This window comes from Roseivirga spongicola, assembly GCF_001592965.1.
GTDB lineage: Bacteria > Bacteroidota > Bacteroidia > Cytophagales > Cyclobacteriaceae > Roseivirga > Roseivirga spongicola.
Window position 1 is genome coordinate 854,919 of record NZ_LRPC01000001.1, and the last position, 18,929, is coordinate 873,847.

Annotated in this window: 18 protein-coding genes; 7 read left to right on the forward strand and 11 right to left on the reverse strand. The window is 40.3% G+C overall.

Annotation, left to right across the window (positions count from 1 at the left end; genetic code table 11):
* Positions 1-7: 7 nt before the first annotated feature.
* Genes AWW68_RS03860 through AWW68_RS03870 form a run of 3 tightly spaced genes read left to right on the forward strand, consistent with a single transcriptional unit; the run spans position 8 to position 3,235 of the window.
* Complete coding sequence (locus AWW68_RS03860; RefSeq protein WP_068216771.1) at positions 8-850, forward strand: hypothetical protein; 843 nt, start codon at positions 8-10, stop codon at positions 848-850.
* Complete coding sequence (locus tag AWW68_RS03865) at positions 843-1,325, forward strand: Rab family GTPase (RefSeq protein WP_068216772.1); 483 nt, start codon at positions 843-845, stop codon at positions 1,323-1,325. Before AWW68_RS03860 ends, AWW68_RS03865 begins: the two co-directional genes overlap by 8 nt.
* The gene (locus AWW68_RS03870) at positions 1,322-3,235 is read left to right on the forward strand and encodes an ATP-binding response regulator (RefSeq protein ID WP_068216774.1); all 1,914 of its coding nucleotides are present in this window, start codon (positions 1,322-1,324) and stop codon (positions 3,233-3,235) included. The genes AWW68_RS03865 and AWW68_RS03870 overlap by 4 nt, the downstream gene beginning before the upstream one ends.
* 261 nt (positions 3,236-3,496) lie before the next feature.
* Here the strand turns inward: AWW68_RS03870 and AWW68_RS03875 are convergent, their stop codons facing one another.
* The 4 genes from AWW68_RS03875 to AWW68_RS03890 all read right to left on the reverse strand — a co-directional run bounded on the left by AWW68_RS03875 (position 3,497) and on the right by AWW68_RS03890 (position 9,700).
* Positions 3,497-6,028: a M14 family metallopeptidase gene (locus AWW68_RS03875; protein ID WP_068216776.1), complete on the reverse strand. Its 2,532-nt coding sequence runs from the start codon at positions 6,026-6,028 to the stop codon at positions 3,497-3,499.
* An 82-nt stretch (positions 6,029-6,110) separates the two neighbouring features.
* Positions 6,111-7,310, reverse strand: a complete 1,200-nt coding sequence (locus AWW68_RS03880) for a hypothetical protein (RefSeq protein ID WP_068216778.1) — start codon at positions 7,308-7,310, stop codon at positions 6,111-6,113.
* Positions 7,300-8,493, reverse strand: a complete 1,194-nt coding sequence (locus AWW68_RS03885; RefSeq protein WP_068216780.1) for a hypothetical protein — start codon at positions 8,491-8,493, stop codon at positions 7,300-7,302. The genes AWW68_RS03880 and AWW68_RS03885 overlap by 11 nt, the downstream gene beginning before the upstream one ends.
* Entirely contained in the window at positions 8,483-9,700 is a 1,218-nt protein-coding gene (locus AWW68_RS03890) for a hypothetical protein (RefSeq protein ID WP_068216782.1), read from the reverse strand. Before AWW68_RS03890 ends, AWW68_RS03885 begins: the two co-directional genes overlap by 11 nt.
* Positions 9,701-9,764: 64 nt before the next feature.
* On the opposite strand from AWW68_RS03890, the gene AWW68_RS03895 reads away from it, so the two are divergent.
* Complete coding sequence (locus AWW68_RS03895; RefSeq protein ID WP_068216784.1) at positions 9,765-10,319, forward strand: 2'-5' RNA ligase family protein; 555 nt, start codon at positions 9,765-9,767, stop codon at positions 10,317-10,319.
* Here AWW68_RS03895 and AWW68_RS03900 read toward each other — a convergent pair.
* On the reverse strand, positions 10,297-11,139 hold the full coding sequence (locus AWW68_RS03900; RefSeq protein WP_068216787.1) for a DUF3298 and DUF4163 domain-containing protein: 843 nt from the start codon (positions 11,137-11,139) through the stop codon (positions 10,297-10,299). The two genes, AWW68_RS03895 and AWW68_RS03900, sit on opposite strands and share 23 nt — an antisense overlap.
* Positions 11,139-11,630, reverse strand: coding sequence for a DUF6702 family protein (locus AWW68_RS03905; protein ID WP_157717519.1), 492 nt, complete (start codon positions 11,628-11,630; stop codon positions 11,139-11,141). Before AWW68_RS03905 ends, AWW68_RS03900 begins: the two co-directional genes overlap by 1 nt.
* Positions 11,631-11,725: 95 nt before the next feature.
* On the opposite strand from AWW68_RS03905, the gene AWW68_RS03910 reads away from it, so the two are divergent.
* The 3 genes from AWW68_RS03910 to AWW68_RS03920 are packed head-to-tail and all read left to right on the forward strand — an operon-like array spanning position 11,726 to position 14,934.
* On the forward strand, positions 11,726-12,307 hold the full coding sequence (locus AWW68_RS03910) for a HupE/UreJ family protein (protein WP_068216791.1): 582 nt from the start codon (positions 11,726-11,728) through the stop codon (positions 12,305-12,307).
* A 15-nt stretch (positions 12,308-12,322) separates the two neighbouring features.
* Entirely contained in the window at positions 12,323-14,659 is a 2,337-nt protein-coding gene (locus AWW68_RS03915) for a M1 family metallopeptidase (RefSeq protein WP_068216793.1), read from the forward strand.
* A 56-nt stretch (positions 14,660-14,715) separates the two neighbouring features.
* Positions 14,716-14,934: a hypothetical protein gene (locus AWW68_RS03920; protein ID WP_068216795.1), complete on the forward strand. Its 219-nt coding sequence runs from the start codon at positions 14,716-14,718 to the stop codon at positions 14,932-14,934.
* A 52-nt stretch (positions 14,935-14,986) separates the two neighbouring features.
* Here the strand turns inward: AWW68_RS03920 and AWW68_RS03925 are convergent, their stop codons facing one another.
* The 5 genes from AWW68_RS03925 to AWW68_RS03945 are packed head-to-tail and all read right to left on the reverse strand — an operon-like array spanning position 14,987 to position 18,921.
* A complete protein-coding gene (locus tag AWW68_RS03925) occupies positions 14,987-15,595 on the reverse strand; it encodes a YkgJ family cysteine cluster protein (protein WP_068216797.1) in 609 nt (202 codons plus the stop codon).
* Positions 15,596-15,651: 56 nt separating this feature from the next.
* Positions 15,652-16,380, reverse strand: coding sequence for a hypothetical protein (locus tag AWW68_RS03930; protein ID WP_068216799.1), 729 nt, complete (start codon positions 16,378-16,380; stop codon positions 15,652-15,654).
* Positions 16,381-16,421: 41 nt separating this feature from the next.
* Entirely contained in the window at positions 16,422-17,180 is a 759-nt protein-coding gene (locus tag AWW68_RS03935; RefSeq protein WP_068216801.1) for a LytR/AlgR family response regulator transcription factor, read from the reverse strand.
* A complete protein-coding gene (locus AWW68_RS03940) occupies positions 17,177-18,211 on the reverse strand; it encodes a sensor histidine kinase (RefSeq protein WP_068216803.1) in 1,035 nt (344 codons plus the stop codon). Before AWW68_RS03940 ends, AWW68_RS03935 begins: the two co-directional genes overlap by 4 nt.
* 20 nt (positions 18,212-18,231) lie before the next feature.
* Positions 18,232-18,921, reverse strand: a complete 690-nt coding sequence (locus tag AWW68_RS03945) for a hypothetical protein (RefSeq protein ID WP_068216805.1) — start codon at positions 18,919-18,921, stop codon at positions 18,232-18,234.
* Positions 18,922-18,929 lie beyond the last annotated feature (8 nt).

Genomic DNA, 18,929 nt, shown 5'->3' on the forward strand with positions numbered 1-18,929 from the left:
CTGAGAAATGGGGCAAGGCTTAGGCTTTCAGCAGCTTAGAAAATTACTTCTCGAACAAGATTGGGAAGATAGGAAAGAGCTTGCCCAAAAACTCGAGCAACTAGACAGCGAGCTAAATACCCGAGAAAAGCTCGAAGAACGGGTAAACCCTATTCTACAAGACCAAGAAGCTAGAATTCAGCGGGAGTTTCCAGTACTTTTTGGGCCTCAAATTACCGAGTCTATTAAAAAGCAGATTAAAGAGTCTCAAGACGAAGTAGTAGAGGTGCTTTATCCGATTATAGGTCGGATGATTAAAAAGTATATCACCAGTGAAATACAGAAGCTTTCTGACCAGATAGACGCTCAAATGGAGATGGCTTTTAGTTGGGAGGGCTGGAAGATAAGAATCAAAGCCTGGATTTCAGGTACACCACAAAAAGACCTGATGCTCTCTAAGCTCATAGAGCCTAAAATTGAAGAAATTCATGTCATAGAAAAGAACTCTGGCATGCTCATGGGCAGCTACACCAAAAAAGAAGGACTAGACAGAGACATGGTAGCAGGCATGCTTACGGCCATAAAATCTTTTGTGGAAGACGCCTTTGAAACAGAAGCCCAAGAGTTGGAAAGCATCGATTACCAGAACTACAAAATCATCATCAAAAGCTTTAATTCTTTCTTTATTGCAGTGGTTTGCACTGGAAAGCTCAATGCAGCCTTTAAAGATAAAATTGATGATGAACTGCTGAGCTTCTCTGAAAAAGTACTGAACAAAGCAAAGCACCCAGACAAAGAAGAAGTTCAGCCCGATGTAATTGAGCAAGGTCTAGCGGAGTATTTTCAAGATTTTGAAGACCTAAATGAATAAAAAAGTAATCCTTATCGGTCACTTTGGAGTTGGTAAAACCTCTTTGGTTAAGCGCTTTGTGCATAGCCAATTTTCTGAGGAATATATTACCACTATAGGTGTGAAGATAGACAAGAAAACATTGACCGTAGATGGTGTTATCGTTAACCTATTGATATGGGACATTGCTGGCGAAAACTCCCAACAAAAAGTTCCTAAGAGCTACAGGCTGGGGGCACATGGAGCGCTCTACGTATTCGACATTACCAGGCCTGCCACCTATGAAAACATGCACCAAGAAATAAAGGCACTACAAGAGGTAATGCCCGACTTACCCATTTTGGTAATGGCCAATAAAAAGGACCTAGTTTCTACTGAAGAACTGAACGAAACGCTCAGCAAAATTCAACCTTATAACGCCATTGCTACTAGTGCTAAAACCGGTGAGTTAGTAAACGAAGCTTTTGAAGAACTTACTCAAAAAATGACCAAATGAGTAAGAACCTCGACCAAATCAAACTTCAGAAACTAGGCTCAAGCTGCCAAGTAACGCTGTTTGATCTTGAGGGAAAAGTTACCGAGAGCTGCGACACCCTTTTACAAACCTCAGCAGAGCACCCCATCTTTAATCAGTTCGATTTTCTGTTGAGCATTCAGGAGGTTTTACAAAACCTTGAGGCCGAAGAACCACTACACTTCGACTTAGTAGAGTGGCACGAGCAAAAGGAGGCTCTTTTTAGCATGAGCTTTCAACTTATAGATACTAAAACAATACAGTGGTTTATTATAGATAGATCTCACGAAAGAGCACATATTTCATCTGTTCAGCAGTCTAGAAATAACGCTGCCATTAATGAAGAACTACTGGAGATCAGACAGAAATATCTTGAAGCAGAAAAGCAGCTTTTAGGCTATAAAAACGAAGAGCTGTTGAGGGTTCATAAATTCAAAAAGCGCTTTTTTGCAGAAGTAAGCCACGAAATGCGCACGCCATTGAATAGTATATCTGGCTTAGTAAAGCTTCTAGAAGAAGCCGATTCTTCAGAAACTGAAAACTACCTGCATTCTATAAAGGCAACCTCAGAACATCTCAACCACATTATCAACGATATTCTAGATTTATCTAAGGTTGAAGAAGGCAAACTGGAGTTACAAAAATTCTCCTTCGATTTAAGAGAAGTTGTTAATTCTATAATTAGAGGCTTTACAATGGCTTCTAAGCAACGGAATATCTATCTGAAAGCAGAGATAGACTCTACGCTTCCTCAATACATTGAGGCAGATCCTGTTAGGTTGTCTCAAGTGCTTTATAATCTTGTAGGAAATGCCATTAAGTTCACCCAAAAGGGAGGTATCACCATAAAAATTAGTGCCGAAGCCACAGCCAAAAACGAGTTCTTACTCAACTTTGACATTAAGGATACTGGCATTGGTATGTCTGCCGAGAGTATTCAGAAGATTCTAGAACCTTATGCTCAGGTAGAAGGGCAAAGCTATTACGAGTATGGCGGAACCGGATTGGGCATGGGCATAGCTCAGAGGCTAATAGAAGTAATGGGCAGCAAGCTGAGCATTGAAAGCAGTCTAGGTAAAGGCACTTCTATGTCTTTTGAATTGAAGTGCAAAGCTTCAAAACGTGCCACCTATAGTATTAATGGAAAGCAGCCAACGAAAGACAATTCAGACCTAAGCGAATTCTCCTTTCTTTTTGCAGAAGATGACGCCATGAACGCCCTTATTTTAAAGGAGCACGCTAACCAGTGGAAGGTCAAAGGCCATTTTGTATCTAGTGCCAGCCAGCTGAAAGCTGAACTAGCAAGAAAGCATTACGACATTCTTATTTCGGACATTAACCTAGGAGATGACACAAGCATTAATGTGTTGACCAGATTAAGACAGTCTGAAAGCATCAACCAGAACATACCCATCGTATTTCTATCTGGTGACAGCAAAGAAAGGTATCCTATGCTAGAGGAGCTTACAGACTGGAACTTCCTCTTAAAGCCTGTGAACCCTGCTACCTTAGCCATTAAGGTTAGGCAAATGCTCAAACTTACAGAAATAGCTCCTTTAGAAGCTGTAGACCTAACCAGCTTGAAAGAGTCTGCTCAGCACAATATGGAGTTTGTTGTAGAGCTTATTGAAACCATTCTAGAGCACTTACCACAAGACTTAAACAAGCTAGAACAGGCTAGCAATACGGAAGACCACGAAGCCGCAAGAAGAGTGCTTCACAAACTCAAACCAAGCATTACCTACTTAGGTATTAAAAGCCTCATTAAAGAAAGACAAATGCTGCACGATAAGGTTACTAAAGGGTTTTCCATAGCTCATGATTTTAACCCTTTCAAAGAGCGAGTTTTATTGGCACTAGACGATCTTGCCAACGTAAAAGAGAGTCTATAGCTAAATAAACCACTATGGGCTGAAAGCACCATAGTTTTAGAAGCAACTGAAACTAGCTTTCAATGGCCGACTTAGAGAATGTACGGTTGACGTCAATCAAACCCCGAGCATTATTGGGGCGTACATGGTAAATTTCAGTATGCTTTTTAGAAGCTAAAGCGTAATGCACTAAAGTGCATAGTTTTAACTCCTTTTGTCACTAATAAAAAGGCTGCTAATCCTTGTAGAACCAGCAGCCTTTCGCAATTGTACTTCTTATTTCTACTGCCCTACAAAAAACAGTGCATTTGCCACAAAGAGTTTTCCATTTTCCCAGAAAGCACGGAATAGTGGGTTATCGGCCATATAAACTACGGCACCTCTACCCACATTGTCTACTCCAAATACCATAGACTTAGCCAAGTTCTTCTTAGCATCTTCTCCGGCAACACCAGTTATGTAAGATCCTTCAGACTCAATAATTCCTACGTTCCAGCCATTTGGCAAATAGGCATATCTAGAGCTGTTATTCTTAATGGTGAAATAGTGATTATCATACCCATAACCCAACGGATGCGTATTGTCTACCTTCAGTTTAAAGATGGCACCTGGCAGTCTAGAGCTCTCGTATCTAGAGCCTCTTTCTGCATAAGGAGTTAGTGCTGCTGCCTCTTTTTCTTCGTCAGTCTGATTTCTAGCAGCCTTTTGTTCTGCATCGCTAGCATATCTTTTCAGGCTGAAACCACCTTTGCCCATGAACGTATTCATTGCTCTTTCAATCGCTAAAACGGTTCCTCCACTTCTTATCCATGAATTGAAACCCTCCATTGCTCTTTCATTCAACATAGAACCGTAAGAACCAGAAGGCATAACCACTACATCGTAATCATCTAGATTTACCCTCCCGAAATCATCGGTATTTACCATAGTAATTGGGTAGTTCAGCTCTTGCTCCATGTAGTACCAGAATTCACCAAAGCCAAGTGAAGAGACACCATCGCCTCTCAAAGCCAAAATTCTTGGCGCCTCTAAGAATGGCACTCCATTAGACCCAAAATCTTTACCTGAGTCTACAAAAGTAGTTGGCGTAGAATTCAGCGATCTGCCAAACTTAGTAGCAGCTTCTTTCACAATACTATCGAAACGATTGCCCAAGTGCATGTTTCCTTTGCGAGTAATGATAAGCGTGCCTCTGCCATAATCATTACCATTCACAGTAAACTCATCGTTAGAGTAACGCAGTTTAATACCAGCTTTAAGGATTTCTGCCAAGAACTTGGCGTCTTCCATGGTTTCCCATTTGGCCAAATAGGCGGCTGGTCTTGAACCTACATTCATTTCTGGAGCAGCGTAGCTTGGTTTTCCGTCAGAAACAGAAAGTCTTTCTGTAGTAGCATAAGCATCTAAGCCCATCATATAAGGCACCGCCCAAGCTGTAATGTCATAAGTATTAGTAATGCTAGCATAAGTGTCTGGCTCAAATAGCGCCTGCACCATTACTGCTTTAGGCTGAAAAGAAGAGATTACGATATCGCTGTCTTCAACCGAAACATTTTTTGTTTCTCCAGCTTGATAGCTGAATGCAGAAATAGGCTTTTTAGTAGAAGACTTTCCGTACCTGATGTGGTTGATCTGAAGGAACTCTTCTAGCTTTCTTAGTTTATCTGGGTGGTTAGAACCCTTCACTACGTAAGTCTTGTACTTTGCTTTTGGGTTAGATACCGCCTTGTCGAAATAAGAAGCGAACTCATTCAGCATTCTTTCATTGTTCTCAGAGGCCATTTCTACGGTAGACATACCCGTGGTATAATGGTGAGCAATGGCATCAGAAAGCTTTAGGGTATCTCCTTCATCAGTTAAAATGGCTAGGTCTGAACTGGCTTGCTCGTATGTCATACCAATTGCACCATTATACATTGGGTATGAGTCGCCATAACTAGGGTAAAGGATATCGAAGCTTTCTTTGGTGAAGAATAACCAGCCATTTTCATCGAAATACTTTGCATGGTTTCTGCCAATAATTTCCTGAAACTCTCTTTGCCAATCTGTTACTTGTTCGTGAATTGGCTCGGCTGCTGGTGCAAAGTAATAAGGGCTGTTGCTACCTTGCTCATGAAAATCTACATGAATGTGAGGCATAATGGTATGGTAGTATTCCATTCGCTGCGCAGACTCAGTTTGCTTTTGCCACGCCCAGTCTCTGTTTAGGTCGAAAAGGTAATGGTTGGCCCTTCCACCTGGCCATGGCTCATTGTGCTCTGCCGCTTCTGGGTGAGGGTTTGGCGTAGTTCCTGCCACTTGGTTAATCCAGTTAGAATATCTGTCTCTTCCGTCCGGGTTAACACATGGATCTAAAATAACCACTGTATTTTCCAACCAAGCTTTTGCCTTAGAATTGTTTGGTCTGGCTAGTTCATACAGGGTTTTCATAGCCGTTTCGGTAGAGTTAGCCTCATTTCCATGCACATTGTAACTCAACCAAACAATACCTACTTGCTTTCCGGAAGGGCTCCCTTCCATCATTTTAGCTCGCTTTAAATTGTCTGTTCTTATTTGCTCCCAGTTGTCTATGTTGGCCTGTGAAGAAACCATGTTAGTAACAAGTGGTCTTAGCTCATTAGTCTCACCGTATTTATGATGTGTTACATTCGATAGCTCAGAAGCTACATATTCGAAGTAGTCTACCACCTTGTAATTGGGTGTAAAACGGGTACCCAACTCGTAGCCCAAAAATTCATCGGGGCTTTTAAGGTTCTGACCATAAAGGGAAACTGCCAAGAAAAATAGCAGGTTAACAATTGCGAGTCTTTTCATTTTAGATTTTAGTTAAAGTGTGGAAGATAATCTAAAATGAAATGTAGGCCAAGGCCTTCAGTACGATTGGCCATAAACCTATCTAATTGTCTTCCACAATTCTCAATTTATAGATGGTGTATTTTTCGGGTTCTTTTTCTAAGGCTTGCAAATTCTGGGATGCATAGAAAACACCGTCATCATCTACAAACTGAATACTGCTAACTTTTGGGTTGAGCCTTAAATCCCTATTGAGTCTCTCCCCATTTTTTACGATTAGATATTTTCTATAATTCGCCTTTCTTGTTTTATCAAAATAGTCTGGTGATTGTCTATCAAATTGATCTAAGACAGAACGCTTGAGCCCCGATTGATAAATGATTAGGTCAAACTCACCCGTATGGAATACTTCATCTATGATTCCCGGGTGGCCGAAGGATCCTCCACTTCTTGTTGCACCAGCCATTCCCATTTGTTTTCCAGGATTGAGAATGAATTCATCAAATGGAATGGAATATGATTCAATGATGTCACCTTCAGGCAAACTTCTTACAAAAAGAGTGGTGTCTACGTTGAGAGCATAGAAAAGCAAATTTTCAGAAACATCAATTCTTGGTTGAAGAGACGTAAAGGATCTACCACTTCTAAATCTACTGTCAGGAGTAAGTTCACCCAAAGGTTTAAAAACAGTGTCTCTAGGAGTTTTCGACATTGCAGGATTAACTATATCTACAATGTTAAACTCATCATAGTACGCCTCTAATAGGCCATGTAATTCCGTTTGAGGCTGCCCAAAGTATGTAACCAATTGGGGGTTATCATCCTTATTATAGAATTGATAGATGTTTTTCTTTCCAAGAGATAACAATTCAGTTGGACCATAGTGTGGCCTCATAGACTTTTTAAAGTTGAATTCTTTATCATAGATATTAACCACTCTCCACCCCATAAGAGCTATATCTTTATCGAAGAAAGTAGCACTAAGAATAAAACTACCAACACCTTCTGGATGATCTTCTGGCAGCTCTAACTTGGTTTTAGCATTAAGAGATTTATCATATATCCATGCTACAGGAGGAGAAGGTTGGATAACCAAAATATCTCCTGTTTGGGTATTCACATCTGCAACCCAAATATCCTTTGTCAGCAGGTTAAACTGAAGCGAATCAAACACTTCCAATTTGTAATTGGAAGCGGAGTTTTCTGATATATCTTCAGCTGAACTTCCTCCACAGCTATATGTGACAAATGGGATCAATAGCGCTAAAACGACCTTTATTTTTAGTGCGTGCTTAGTTTTCATCTGGAACTATTTTGAGTTTATAGATGGTGTATTTTTCGGGTTCCTCTTCCAGCATTTTGGTGTTTTGGGAACCATATAAAAATCCATTTTCATCGGCCAATTGGATAGATTGAATTTTAGGGTTCAGCTTGAGTTCAAGGTTTACTCTTTTGCCATCTTTAATAATCAGGTATTTCTTGTAGTCTATTCTTTCAAATTCTTTTTGAGGATCTGGAGATTCTCTGTAATTCATCATTTGAGACAACTTCATGCCTGAGTGATAAAAGATTACATCGAAACCATCTACATGATACACTTCTTCTACTTTACCTTCTCTATCATGAGGCTTATTCTGTTCAGCCACTCCAGCTTCACCCATTGTGTAACCTTCAAAAAGAATAAACTCGTCATAGGGAATCGTGTAGCTTTCAATAATATCTCCTTCAGGAAGTTGTCTTCTGTACAAGACCGTGTCGTCATTTAAAACATAATGAAGCGTATTCTCCTTTACATCGAAAACAGGGCTTAGGAAGTAATGAGCTTTTCCATTTCTGTACCTGCTATCTCCGGTAAGCTCACCAATCGGCATAAATACGGTATCTCTTGGATCTGAGTATTGCGCTGGGTCTACGATATCAACAACGTTAAACTCATCATAAAACTCTTGCATTCCTTCCCAAAACTCGGTTTGAGGCTCGCCAAAAAATGACACTAACCTTGGTTCTCCAGAATCAGTAGAAAATTGATAGATATCTTTTTTAGTCTGATCGAACATTTGAGAGGCATAGTGGGGCCGCAAGACCTTCTGAAACTCTAGATTTCCATCGAAGATTGATACTCTATTCGGACTATTAAAAGCAACCCCATCACCAAAAAAAGTACCCGACTTTAATGCTGCACCAGGCCCTTTCGGGTCCGATGGTAGAAACTCCTTTTCCACCAAAACCTCAAGTTCAGAATTAAATATAATGGCCTTAGAGGGTCTCCGCTGAATCACCAATATGTTACCTGTCTTCGGATCAACATCTGCGATTTGGAGTACTGGCGTTATTATGTCAAACTGCAGTGAGTCTACAATTTCTAGCTTATAATTACTTGATTCAACTGATTCATCTTGAGCTGAACTTCCTCCACAGCTATATGTGACAAATGGGATCAATAGCGCTAAAACGACCTTTATTTTTAGTGCGTGCTTAGTTTTCATCTGGAACTATTTTGAGTTTGTAAAAAGTGACCAAGTCTGGTTCCTTATCTAGGGCGTTTACGTTTTGCCTGGCCCATAAAAAACCGCTGTTATCTGTAATACTTGGCGCATAGATTTTATCGGTTGTCTTTAAATCTTTATTAATTCTCTCACCTTCCTTAAGAATCAGATGCTTGGAATAATCGAGCCTGTATTCTTCTCTGGCTTTTTCAGCTCCTTGCAATGTGATAGCCTGAATAGTTTCCAAAGGCAAACCAGATCGATAAAAAATAACATCAAAGCCATTGCTGTGAAATACCCTCTCAATATTTCCTCTTCTATTTTTGGGAGCAACATTCCCCGAATTCATCTCGGCTACACCTTTACCCATTGTCCAGCCTTTAGATAAATAGAATTGATCGAAGGGTATTGGAGTTGAAGAAATTAACTCTCCACTAGGAAGCTCTCGTTTAAAGAGAACCGTATCTCTGTCGAAAGCATAGATTAGCTCATTGCCTTGCACATCAAAAACTGGTATAATGTACATGTGAGACCTTCCACTCTTTTTAAATTGGCTGTCTTCTGTAAAGCCGCCAATTGGCTTAAATACATTCTTGGCTTCTCCTAACTCATTTTCAATCTCGCCTTCCAGCTTAGGGTTAATCACGTCCAGCACATTGTATTCATTATAAAATTCTTGCGAGTCCCAATGGTGCTCTGTTTGTGGTCCACCAAAGAAGGTTACCAGTTGTTCATCACCACCACTTTCAAAGGCTAATAGGTGATTGTAGCCCATATATACCATGCCCTGAAGATCGAAGCCTGGCTTATATGAACCGATGGCCCTAAAGTTCTTGTCGAAAATTTTCAATCGCATATATCCCATCATGGCCACCCCCTCTCCAAAAAACTCCGCACTAAGCAAGTGCGAACCAATCTCATCAGGACCATTGCCACTCTTTTCCCAAGTTTCTTTGATTTTTCCCTCTTGAGAAACTATCCATAACTTTGGCGGGTCTGGTTGAATGATCAGTAAATCTCCTGATTCGGAGTGTACATCTACCAAAGAAAGGCTAGAACCAAATATGTCTACCTGAACTGAGTCTGTTATAGCTAGCTTGTAGTTTGATGCCTCTGAACTAAGTTCTTCTGACGAATTCTTACTACCGCAAGAAGTGGCGAGGCATAGAAACAAGAATAAAAGAAGGTTTTCTTTAATGGTATTCATGTGGATATTGCAATTTTGAACAAACTAAAGACTTGGGGTATCATATCAAAACCAGCGGTATAAATTGAAGAAGGGAGATCAGAAGTATTTTCTAGCTATTATTCCACCAGAGCCACTGGCAGGAGAGATTACTTCTATCAAAAAAGAGTTTGTGGAGAAGTACAACTCCAAGGCATCTTTGAGGTCTCCTGCACACATTACATTACACATGCCTTTTCAATGGAAGGAGCGAAAGGAAGAAAGGCTGCTCAATGTACTTGCACAAACAAGCAACTTCAGTCCATTCAATGTTGAGTTAGATGGATTCGGAGCTTTTTCGCCTAGAACTATCTTTATTCAGCCTAAACCATGTGAAGAGTTAGAAGCCATGAACATGGAGCTTCTTGAGGCCACTAAAAAGCAGTTAAACCTCTTTCATGCCGTCCACATTGGTGGTTTTCATCCGCATATTACAGTTGCCTTTCGCGATTTACGCAAGCCCATGTTTTTAGAAGCATGGAAGGAGTTTGAGCAGAGAGCATTCAAGGCCTCTTTTCAGGTAAATAGTTTCTGGCTACTCAAACACAATGGTAAAAGCTGGGATGCTTACAGGGAGTTTAATTTTTGTAATTCTCAATAACTCCACCCTCTTTAATGAGGCTTACAAAGTCGGTTAACTTCAATTCCAATTCCGTTGGCCCCATTGCGTAAGGTGCTATTTCATAAGGGTTGAAATAGAAAATCAGACTCTTATTTATAATGGCGAAATTCTCTGTGAGCTCGAACCTATCATTTTCGAACCAGTACCCTCGTTCTTCTAAAGATTCGGTTGGTGGTATCTCTTTAGTCATTCTGAATTCAATCTCAGCCACCTGATTCAACTCTTCCTCATAACCTTCTCTAAGAATATCTGCCAAACCAATAGCCTCACCAGTTCTTAAATCGTAGCTTCTATACATTTGACCAGAATTTGGGTGAGCCCCACCAGTATATGAATAAACGGTGCTCGCCAAACTTATAAATAGGGAATCTTGATAGAGTATATCTGAGTTAACCTCTAAATTCCAAGCATTGGCATACTCTGGAAAATCCTTAATGATGGTGTTATAGTCCGTTTCTAGCTCACTTTTAAGTTCATCGAAAGTAGTGGGTTTATCCGATAGAAAAGTAGAGCTGAGAATATCATTCTGAATGTTTTCATTCAGCTTTTCCATTACCTGTTGGCTTACAATGCCTGTAATTTTTGGGTATTCAATATTTATGATGAGGCATTTTCGGCTTGTAGTGTCAGTACTACAAGGCCCTAGCTCTTCACTAATTTTCTCTATTTCATATTCCACAAAACGAGGTATTGCTTCAGCAATAGGCTCTTGATTTTCCTGCTCTTTAGATTTATCTCCAAAGGAGCACCCGAATAAGCAAAGTGAGAAAGCCGTGAGTAGTAGTGATTTTCTTAACATTAGAAGGTGAAGGTTTTTACTTTATCGCCTTTATCTAGTTTGTAGCTCTTAATTTTTCCGTTGGCCTTAAGGTGCACAATGTTTTGCTGATCATCGAAAACATCCATTAAAGCTACATTGGTAATTTCAACCTCTTTTAGAGCACTCACTTTATTTACCTGATAGTAGCACCAGCGAGCATCGCCCTCTACTTCTGAACCAATGTATTCAAAGCTTTTATCAGCTCCATTTACCACAAAGAACACCTTGTTCTTTAAATATTCGGCAATAAGACTGTCTAGCTGTTGCGGATCTTTCGGTTCAACGGTATCAATGTATTCTATACCGTGATAGTCGGTAAGCGCATCTTCCAAATCATCTAAGAATAGCCTATGGCTTACTTGCAAAGACTGGTTTTGCGGATTGTATTCAGCATCCATTACACTTACATGAAAAGGATGAAAAACTGCTGAAAACAAAAAAAAGACCAAATACATAAGTTTTGTCGGCATGCTGGGTTCCTTACTATGCAGGTTCAAAATTAAACTTTATTATTGCAATATTATTGCAAACAGTGATTTACTGCTAAGACTATTTTTCGCAAAGAATGAGCCAATTCTCTACTTACTTTCAATTAGGTTACGAACATATATTAGATGTTCAGGGCTATGATCATATACTTTTTGTAATAGCTCTATGTGCCATTTACCAGGCGCAAGACTGGAAAAAGATATTGATACTAGTAACAGCCTTTACCATTGGGCACTCCATTACATTGGCTTTAAGCACCCTGAATTTAGTGAACTTCAGAACCGATATTATTGAGTTCCTAATTCCGGTCACCATCTTCATTACTGCTTTTTCTAACCTAGTAAAAAAGCATGGTTCTGGCCCTGCTAAATTTAGCAGTAACTACTTCTACGCACTCTTTTTTGGTTTAATACACGGCTTAGGCTTCTCAAATTATCTGAAAAGTCTTTTAGGCCGCGAAGAAAATATTTTCACACCTCTTTTGGCATTTAACTTAGGGTTAGAATTAGGGCAATTAATTATTGTGCTCTTCTTCGTAATCATCTCCTTCGTTTTTGTAGGGTTGTTCAATGTGTCGAAAAGAGACTGGATACTCGTGGTAAGCTCGGCTGTAGCTGGTATTGCCATCACTATAATGATTGAAACTAAATTTTGGTAATTAACTAAATACACTATGAAGAGAATAATCTATGCTTTGGTGGCAGCTTTTATTTTGGGCGGAAGTGCTTTTGCTCAGGTAGAAAGAAGCAACCATGGTAAGCGTTTCGAACAACTAGAACGTATGCTTCGCGACCCGAGTGTCTACAGAAGTGCATCTGGTGCTCCAGGCCCTCAGTATTGGCAGCAAAAAGCTGATTATAAAATTGAGGCTACTCTCAACGATGAAAATCAGAGACTTGATGGTTATGAAACCATCACTTATTACAACAATTCTCCAGATCCGTTAGATTATCTGTGGCTTGCATTAGACGAGAACAAGTACAATCCAGAAGACGATTCTTACAAGTTCGACCCAAGTAGCATTCGCCCTAGAATGACTTATGGCCAAATTGATGGCCTCGATGGTCATGATAATGATTGGGGTTTTCACATTACTGAGGTAAAAGACGCTAAAGGAGCTGCAATGTCTTACATCATCAACCAAACCATGATGAGAATTGACCTTGCTGAAACTCTTGAGCCTGGCGATAAAATATCTTTCAGCATCAGATGGTGGTATAACACTACTCCAAGAGACGATTCTGGTAACAGAGGTGGCCATGAATATTTCCCTGAAGATGGCAACTACATCTACACTATTGCGGGTTGGTTCCCAAGAATGGCTGTGTACTCAGACTTTCAAGGCTGGAACAATAAGCAGTTTACAGGAAGAGGTGAGTTTGCGCTTACTTTTGGAGACTATGATGTAAAAATGACTGTTCCTGCCGACCACATTGTAGGTTCTACTGGTGCATTGCAAAATGCCAAGAGCGTGCTTACAGCCGAACAGCAAAAAAGATGGGAACAAGCTCAGAAAGAATTCGTTGAGCCTGTTAAAATTGTAACATTAGAAGAGGCTAAAGAGAACGAAAAAGAAGGTACTTCTGAAACCAAAACTTGGCACTATAAGGCAGAAAACGTGAGAGACTTTGCATGGACTTCTTCTAGAAAGTTTGTGTGGGACGCTATGGCTGCCGACATTGAAGGTAGAGAAGACCACCCAATGGCCATGTCTTACTACGCCAAAGAAGCTTACAACCTTTATGAAAGATACTCTACTAAAGTTGTAGCTCATACGCTTAAGACTTACTCTAAGTACACCATTCCTTATCCTTACCCAGTGGCTATCTCTGTAGAAGCTTCTAACGGTATGGAATACCCAATGATTTGCTTCAACTATGGTAGAACTTTACCTGATGGCACTTATTCAGAAGGTACTAAGTATGGCGCTATTGGTGTAATCATTCACGAGGTAGGTCACAACTTCTTTCCAATGATTGTAAACTCTGATGAGCGTCAGTGGACTTGGATGGATGAGGGCTTAAACACTTTTGTTCAGTACCTAACCGAGCAGGAGTTTGATAACAACTACCCTCACAGAAGAGGCCCTGCGGCTAACATTGCTCCTTATATGGCATTGCCTAAAGATCAACTAGAGCCAATTATGACCAACTCTGAAAACATTATTGGTTTTGGTAGCAATGCTTATGCTAAAGCAGCTACAGGCTTGAATATTCTACGTGAAACCATTATGGGTCGCGAACTATTCGACTTTGCTTTCAAAGAGTACGCTAAACGTTGGGCATTTAAGCACCCAACTCCAGACGATCTTTTCAGAACGCTAGAAGATGCTTCTGCTGTAGACATCGACTGGTTCATTAGAGGTTGGTACTTCACTATAGATAATGTTGATATTGCTATAGACGATGTAAAATGGTACAAACTGAATACTCAAAACCCAGAGATAGAAAATCCAATTGCTAAGGCAGAAGATGAGTTGAGAAACACAGATATTGCCGATAGCAGAAACCGAGAAGAAGGTCTTAAGTTCTATGTTGAAGAAGACACTAGACTTCAAGATTTCTACTACTCTTACGATGAGTTTGAAGTAACAGAAGAATCTAAAAGAGCTTACCAGAGATTTAGCGCTTCACTTTCTGCCGAAGAAAGAGCTCTACTTGGTGGCGATAAAAACTTCTACGAAATAGACTTCTCTAACAAAGGAGGCTTAGTAATGCCAATCATTATTGAGTGGACTTATGTGGATGGCACAAAAGAAGTAGAGAAAATACCTGCGTATATCTGGAGAAAAGATGAAGATAAAGTGACTAAAGCGTTTATGAAAGACAAGGAAGTTGCTCAAATCAGAATTGACCCTTACAGAGAAACAGCAGATACTAACGAAGACAACAACTACTTCCCAAGATCTAGCAAGCCATCTAGATTTGAATTATTCAGATTTGGCGGTGGTGCTGCAAGAGGCCAGTCTACAGGCTCTAACCCAATGCAAAGAGCCAACGGAGGTAATTAAGAATACGTAATAATCATTTTATAAAGGCTTTGGCACTAGTGTCAAAGCCTTTTTTTATGCATTTCCTGTGCTATGTGATTGATAAGATTCTTCACTACTCTCAGATGAACTTAGACGGAAGAATATCAGCCTCAACAGTTTTGAAAGACACATTGGTATTAGGCACTCTGCTCAGTAACCAGAACATCATCGGTAAGTCTTGCAAAAGCCCTGAAGTATCGAGGGAAGCATCTTATTACGCTAAGCCCCACCTTTTCAATCCCGACCTAAAGTAGGATCATCCCAGACGATGTTCCTTCCCATAGAATCGCCCAACATGGAAAACTGTTAAGCACTCAGCTTTCTTCTCATAGAAGGCCGCCTGCGATAAGCATAATAAGCCAGCACATACTCAATAGCTTTGCGCATGGCCAGGTTGATTGGGTAGCGGACTGTTCCCAAGTCCGGGTCTATAGAGCGAATTTGAAAGTAGAAGTCGCTCATCATCGGAATTTCATAGCCATTGTTCAATTCATTCTGAACAGCCTCAACCTTTTCGGCCTGAGATTCTTTAATTGTTTTGCAGGTAACATATTTACGTAAACCATCTTTGTCTTTCATAGCTGAGTAGCCAAAGAGTCTACAAATAAGTCCTCGGTGAATGTATTGACCGCAAGAGCCCCTGTCTAGACTTAGCGGCTTAGGTGTAAACAGATGACAGTGAGCTTGGCCACCTGAAACCAGCTGCTCGTGCACTTCATCAATTCTTTTGGTAAGAAATAGGTCGAAAGCCAAGGGTAGAAATTCCAAAGGAGTAGCTTCAATATCTGGCTTGAAGCAACATTTGCCACAACCTTCCAAACACCTTATTTGAGATGTATTCTGAAAACTTTTGATTTCTACATCTAGAGCTGTAAAAACCTTTTCTACTGCTCTCACTTTGCGAACCACCGACATAAAAAGAGGCGCAAAAGTAAGTGGAAAATGAATTGAAGATTCTCGCCTTGAAATAATTATTTCAGGTCTATTTCTAACACTTGTGGTTTGGGTTTTTTGAAGTCATCTACCACCGGATAGAAGAGGCCTTTGTACTTTTTTCGCTTGTCTCTAAAGAGGTAAACAATGCCAAGTTCAACCTTACTGTAGTCCCTATCAAAAGTGTACTCAATAACTTGAAGCGGACCAATGTTTGTTAAGTAGAGCTCTAGACCTTTGATATTATTGGTTTCGGCCAGTACGGTATCTTGCTGAAAAGTTAGCTGAAGGTTATCGAAAGGGTGATCAGGAATTTTGAACTCCGCTTTGGTTTTCGCTTCAACACCTTCTAGCTTAAGTTTATCTTCTACCTTCAAGAAGGTGTATTCTGTAGGCACTGCATCAACAGTGCTACTTAGAATAATCTGATCTTGAGAATAAGAGCCATAAAGCGTGTCTCGTTCACCGAACATCAATAGGCTATCTTGCTGCAATTGCCATTGCCAAGATTCATTACCATCCCACGAATGGCTGATAGCAGCTCTTTGAGACTCAAACTGAATTACCATTAAACCTGGAGTATAAACCTCAGAAGAATCGTAGGGGTCACCTTCATCGAAAGTAAGCTCTCCTTGCTCCATAGTAGCAGAAAGCACTGGCTGCTTGGCCTTAATATGAGCCATTACCCAAGTGCCTGAAGGCTGCTGAGCAAATGAATAAGGGAGGACTAAAGAAAGAAGAACTGAGAATCCGAACTTTTTATACATAAACTGATTAACCTAAATGATTAGTCGAAAGTTACAGATATCTATCGATCCAACCACTTTTTAAAGTCTTGTACTCTTTCACGGCTGACAATCGCATCCATTTCGTCTGATTGATGAAGAATAATGCGCAAACGGCTGTTGGTATAACTGACTATGTCTTTGACGGCACGCATAGAAACCAGATACTTTCGGTTGATTCTGAAGAAGTCTTGTGGATCAATAAGGCCTTCTACTTCTTCTAAAGTGTAATCTATTATGTATCGCTTCTTCTCTTCTGTGACTAGAAAAGTAGCCTTATCCTGACTGAAGAAATAAGCGGTATCACTCACCGGAATAGTATGGATATGCTCCCCAATCTTTACCACAAAACGTTCTTTGTATTGCTTAGTCAGCATTTTCATAGCCTGCTCTAGCATAGCCATGTTGGGTTGCTGAGGCTCTGGTTGCCTGAAATTCTGGTGAAACTTTTCCAGTGCATGCTTCAGCTCTTCTGGATCTATAGGCTTGAGCAGATAATCAATGCTATTCACCTTAAAAGCCTTGATGGCGTATTCATCGAAAGCGGTGGTGAAAATAATTGGGGTTTGAATATTCACTTGGTTGAGGATTTCAAAACTCAATCCATCAGCCAGCTGAATATCGAAGAACAGAAGGTCTGCCTCATTAGCAGAAAGCCACTTTACAGCGGTTTTCACCGAGTCTAACTGATCGAGAATCTCAATGTCTGGCTCTAGCTTTAGCAAAAGGTTGGTTAACCTTTTGGCCGCCATCGATTCATCTTCAACAATTAATACTTTCATTCGGAAATAGTTAAAAGTGGAAGTTCGACCCTAAATACTTGGTCCGTCTTTTCAATATTTACAAGCTTATCGCTTAGGAATTCATAGCGTGCTTTAATGTTAGCCAAGCCCATTCCTGAGCTTTCCTCCGTAGGAATATTCTTTATCTGCAGGTTGTTCTCAACCACAAGCATTTCACCTTGAACAAAGATTTTAATAGTTAGCGGTTCATCCTTGGCAATGGTGTTATGTTTAATAGCGTTTTCAAGCAACATTTGCAGCGCCAAAGGCGGAATCATTCGCTTTTCAAAGCCCACTACATCAGCTTCAACCTTAAGCTTTTCATCAAACCTTATTTTTTGAAGGAAAAGGTAAGAGTCTACAAACTTCATTTCGGTTTCCAAGCTCACTAACTCCTTAGACCTAGTTTCGAGCACATATCTGTAAACCTTCGAAAGCTGCCTGATAAAGTCCGCTGCCATATCTTGGTCTTCATAAACCAAGTTGGTTAGCGCATTCAGCGAGTTGAAAAGAAAATGCGGGTTTACCTGATTTTTGAGCGACTCATACTTAGAAGCCATTTGCTCCTTCTTCAGTCTTTCGGCATCTAAAGCCGTTTGTTTCCAATTTCTAAGAAACTCTGCCGCATTAAGGAAAAAGCTAATTATAAAAGTGATGCCTATGGAAATAAGCATGATACTCGCTAAACCCGTTATACGAATATCGACCAACCACCAAGACATTAGATAGAGAAAAAGTACCGCTGCAGGTGAATAAAGAATAACGCCAATACTGCCCCAGATAAACCTTTTGGTAGGGTTCTCTAACCAAGAAATTCTATATGAAATGTAATCCGAAACCAATCCGTTTCCCTGCCAAAGGAACACCCACATTAAGCCTGAAAAGACCATTGAGAAACTTTCATTCTTTAGGGCTTCCCAGCTAGAGAAACAGTCTTCACAAAATAAAGTATTAGTGACTGCCCCAAAGAGGAAAATAGGAAGGGTCATTTTGAAGATTTTCTTCCAGCTGACAGTTTCTCGAAAGCTCATTGTTTAAAACTAAATAAAATTCAATTGTTGAGAGCAGCGTATTTGCCCACTTTAAATTTCTTACGGTATTTATTCATTGAATAGGCTATTAGTGGGCTTCCGATGATAGTAGGTACCACCCAAGGTAGCCACATCATTTCAGAAGGAAGCTTAAAAATTTCTCCGTTCTGCACTGTAAAGGCGGTAATACTAGCTATTAGAGCACCACACATGGAATTCATGTGGGCGAACCACCACCACATTTTTTCTTGATTGGCACCTCTTCTAAAGCCTTTAATATTCTCCCAAGCGGTCTGAGCAGTGAATATGCCGAAGAAAAAGCATAAGTATCCTACCACAGAAGACCATTCAGCTTTTAGTTGATAGCTGAAGCCCATGCCTATGAAAAACAGACCCGATAGCAAGGTAATGATGGCAGCGGTCCAATCGACTGGCTTAGCCATCATAGTCTTCTTGAGTTTGAGCACCCGTACTCCCGAGAAAGTCATATACCAACTAAATACTGCGATGACCAAGAGAAACGCACTGAATCTTACAAAACTTATGATGAGCAATGCTGAGATAAAAATCCAGAACATAGACCAGTAGAATACCAAACCTACTTGTCTGTGCAACTTCCCACCCTTTTTACCAAAAAACGCAGCTAAAAGTCCGGAAATCAAAGTGGTGACTCCAGCCACCACATGAGATAAAATCAGTGCATCTGCCATTCTTACTT

Bases quoted from the DNA above. Each gene is read 5' to 3' on its own strand.
- AWW68_RS03860 (WP_068216771.1), top strand. From the start codon at position 8: ATGGGGCAAGGCTTAGGCTTTCAGCAGCTTAGAAAATTACTTCTCGAA.
- AWW68_RS03865 (WP_068216772.1), top strand. From the start codon at position 843: ATGAATAAAAAAGTAATCCTTATCGGTCACTTTGGAGTTGGTAAAACC.
- AWW68_RS03870 (WP_068216774.1), top strand. From the start codon at position 1,322: ATGAGTAAGAACCTCGACCAAATCAAACTTCAGAAACTAGGCTCAAGC.
- AWW68_RS03875 (WP_068216776.1), bottom strand. From the start codon at position 6,028: ATGAAAAGACTCGCAATTGTTAACCTGCTATTTTTCTTGGCAGTTTCC.
- AWW68_RS03880 (WP_068216778.1), bottom strand. From the start codon at position 7,310: ATGAAAACTAAGCACGCACTAAAAATAAAGGTCGTTTTAGCGCTATTG.
- AWW68_RS03885 (WP_068216780.1), bottom strand. From the start codon at position 8,493: ATGAAAACTAAGCACGCACTAAAAATAAAGGTCGTTTTAGCGCTATTG.
- AWW68_RS03890 (WP_068216782.1), bottom strand. From the start codon at position 9,700: ATGAATACCATTAAAGAAAACCTTCTTTTATTCTTGTTTCTATGCCTC.
- AWW68_RS03900 (WP_068216787.1), bottom strand. From the start codon at position 11,139: ATGTTAAGAAAATCACTACTACTCACGGCTTTCTCACTTTGCTTATTC.
- AWW68_RS03905 (WP_157717519.1), bottom strand. From the start codon at position 11,630: ATGCCGACAAAACTTATGTATTTGGTCTTTTTTTTGTTTTCAGCAGTT.
- AWW68_RS03910 (WP_068216791.1), top strand. From the start codon at position 11,726: ATGAGCCAATTCTCTACTTACTTTCAATTAGGTTACGAACATATATTA.
- AWW68_RS03915 (WP_068216793.1), top strand. From the start codon at position 12,323: ATGAAGAGAATAATCTATGCTTTGGTGGCAGCTTTTATTTTGGGCGGA.
- AWW68_RS03920 (WP_068216795.1), top strand. From the start codon at position 14,716: ATGCATTTCCTGTGCTATGTGATTGATAAGATTCTTCACTACTCTCAG.
- AWW68_RS03925 (WP_068216797.1), bottom strand. From the start codon at position 15,595: ATGTCGGTGGTTCGCAAAGTGAGAGCAGTAGAAAAGGTTTTTACAGCT.
- AWW68_RS03930 (WP_068216799.1), bottom strand. From the start codon at position 16,380: ATGTATAAAAAGTTCGGATTCTCAGTTCTTCTTTCTTTAGTCCTCCCT.
- AWW68_RS03935 (WP_068216801.1), bottom strand. From the start codon at position 17,180: ATGAAAGTATTAATTGTTGAAGATGAATCGATGGCGGCCAAAAGGTTA.
- AWW68_RS03940 (WP_068216803.1), bottom strand. From the start codon at position 18,211: ATGAGCTTTCGAGAAACTGTCAGCTGGAAGAAAATCTTCAAAATGACC.
- AWW68_RS03945 (WP_068216805.1), bottom strand. From the start codon at position 18,921: ATGGCAGATGCACTGATTTTATCTCATGTGGTGGCTGGAGTCACCACT.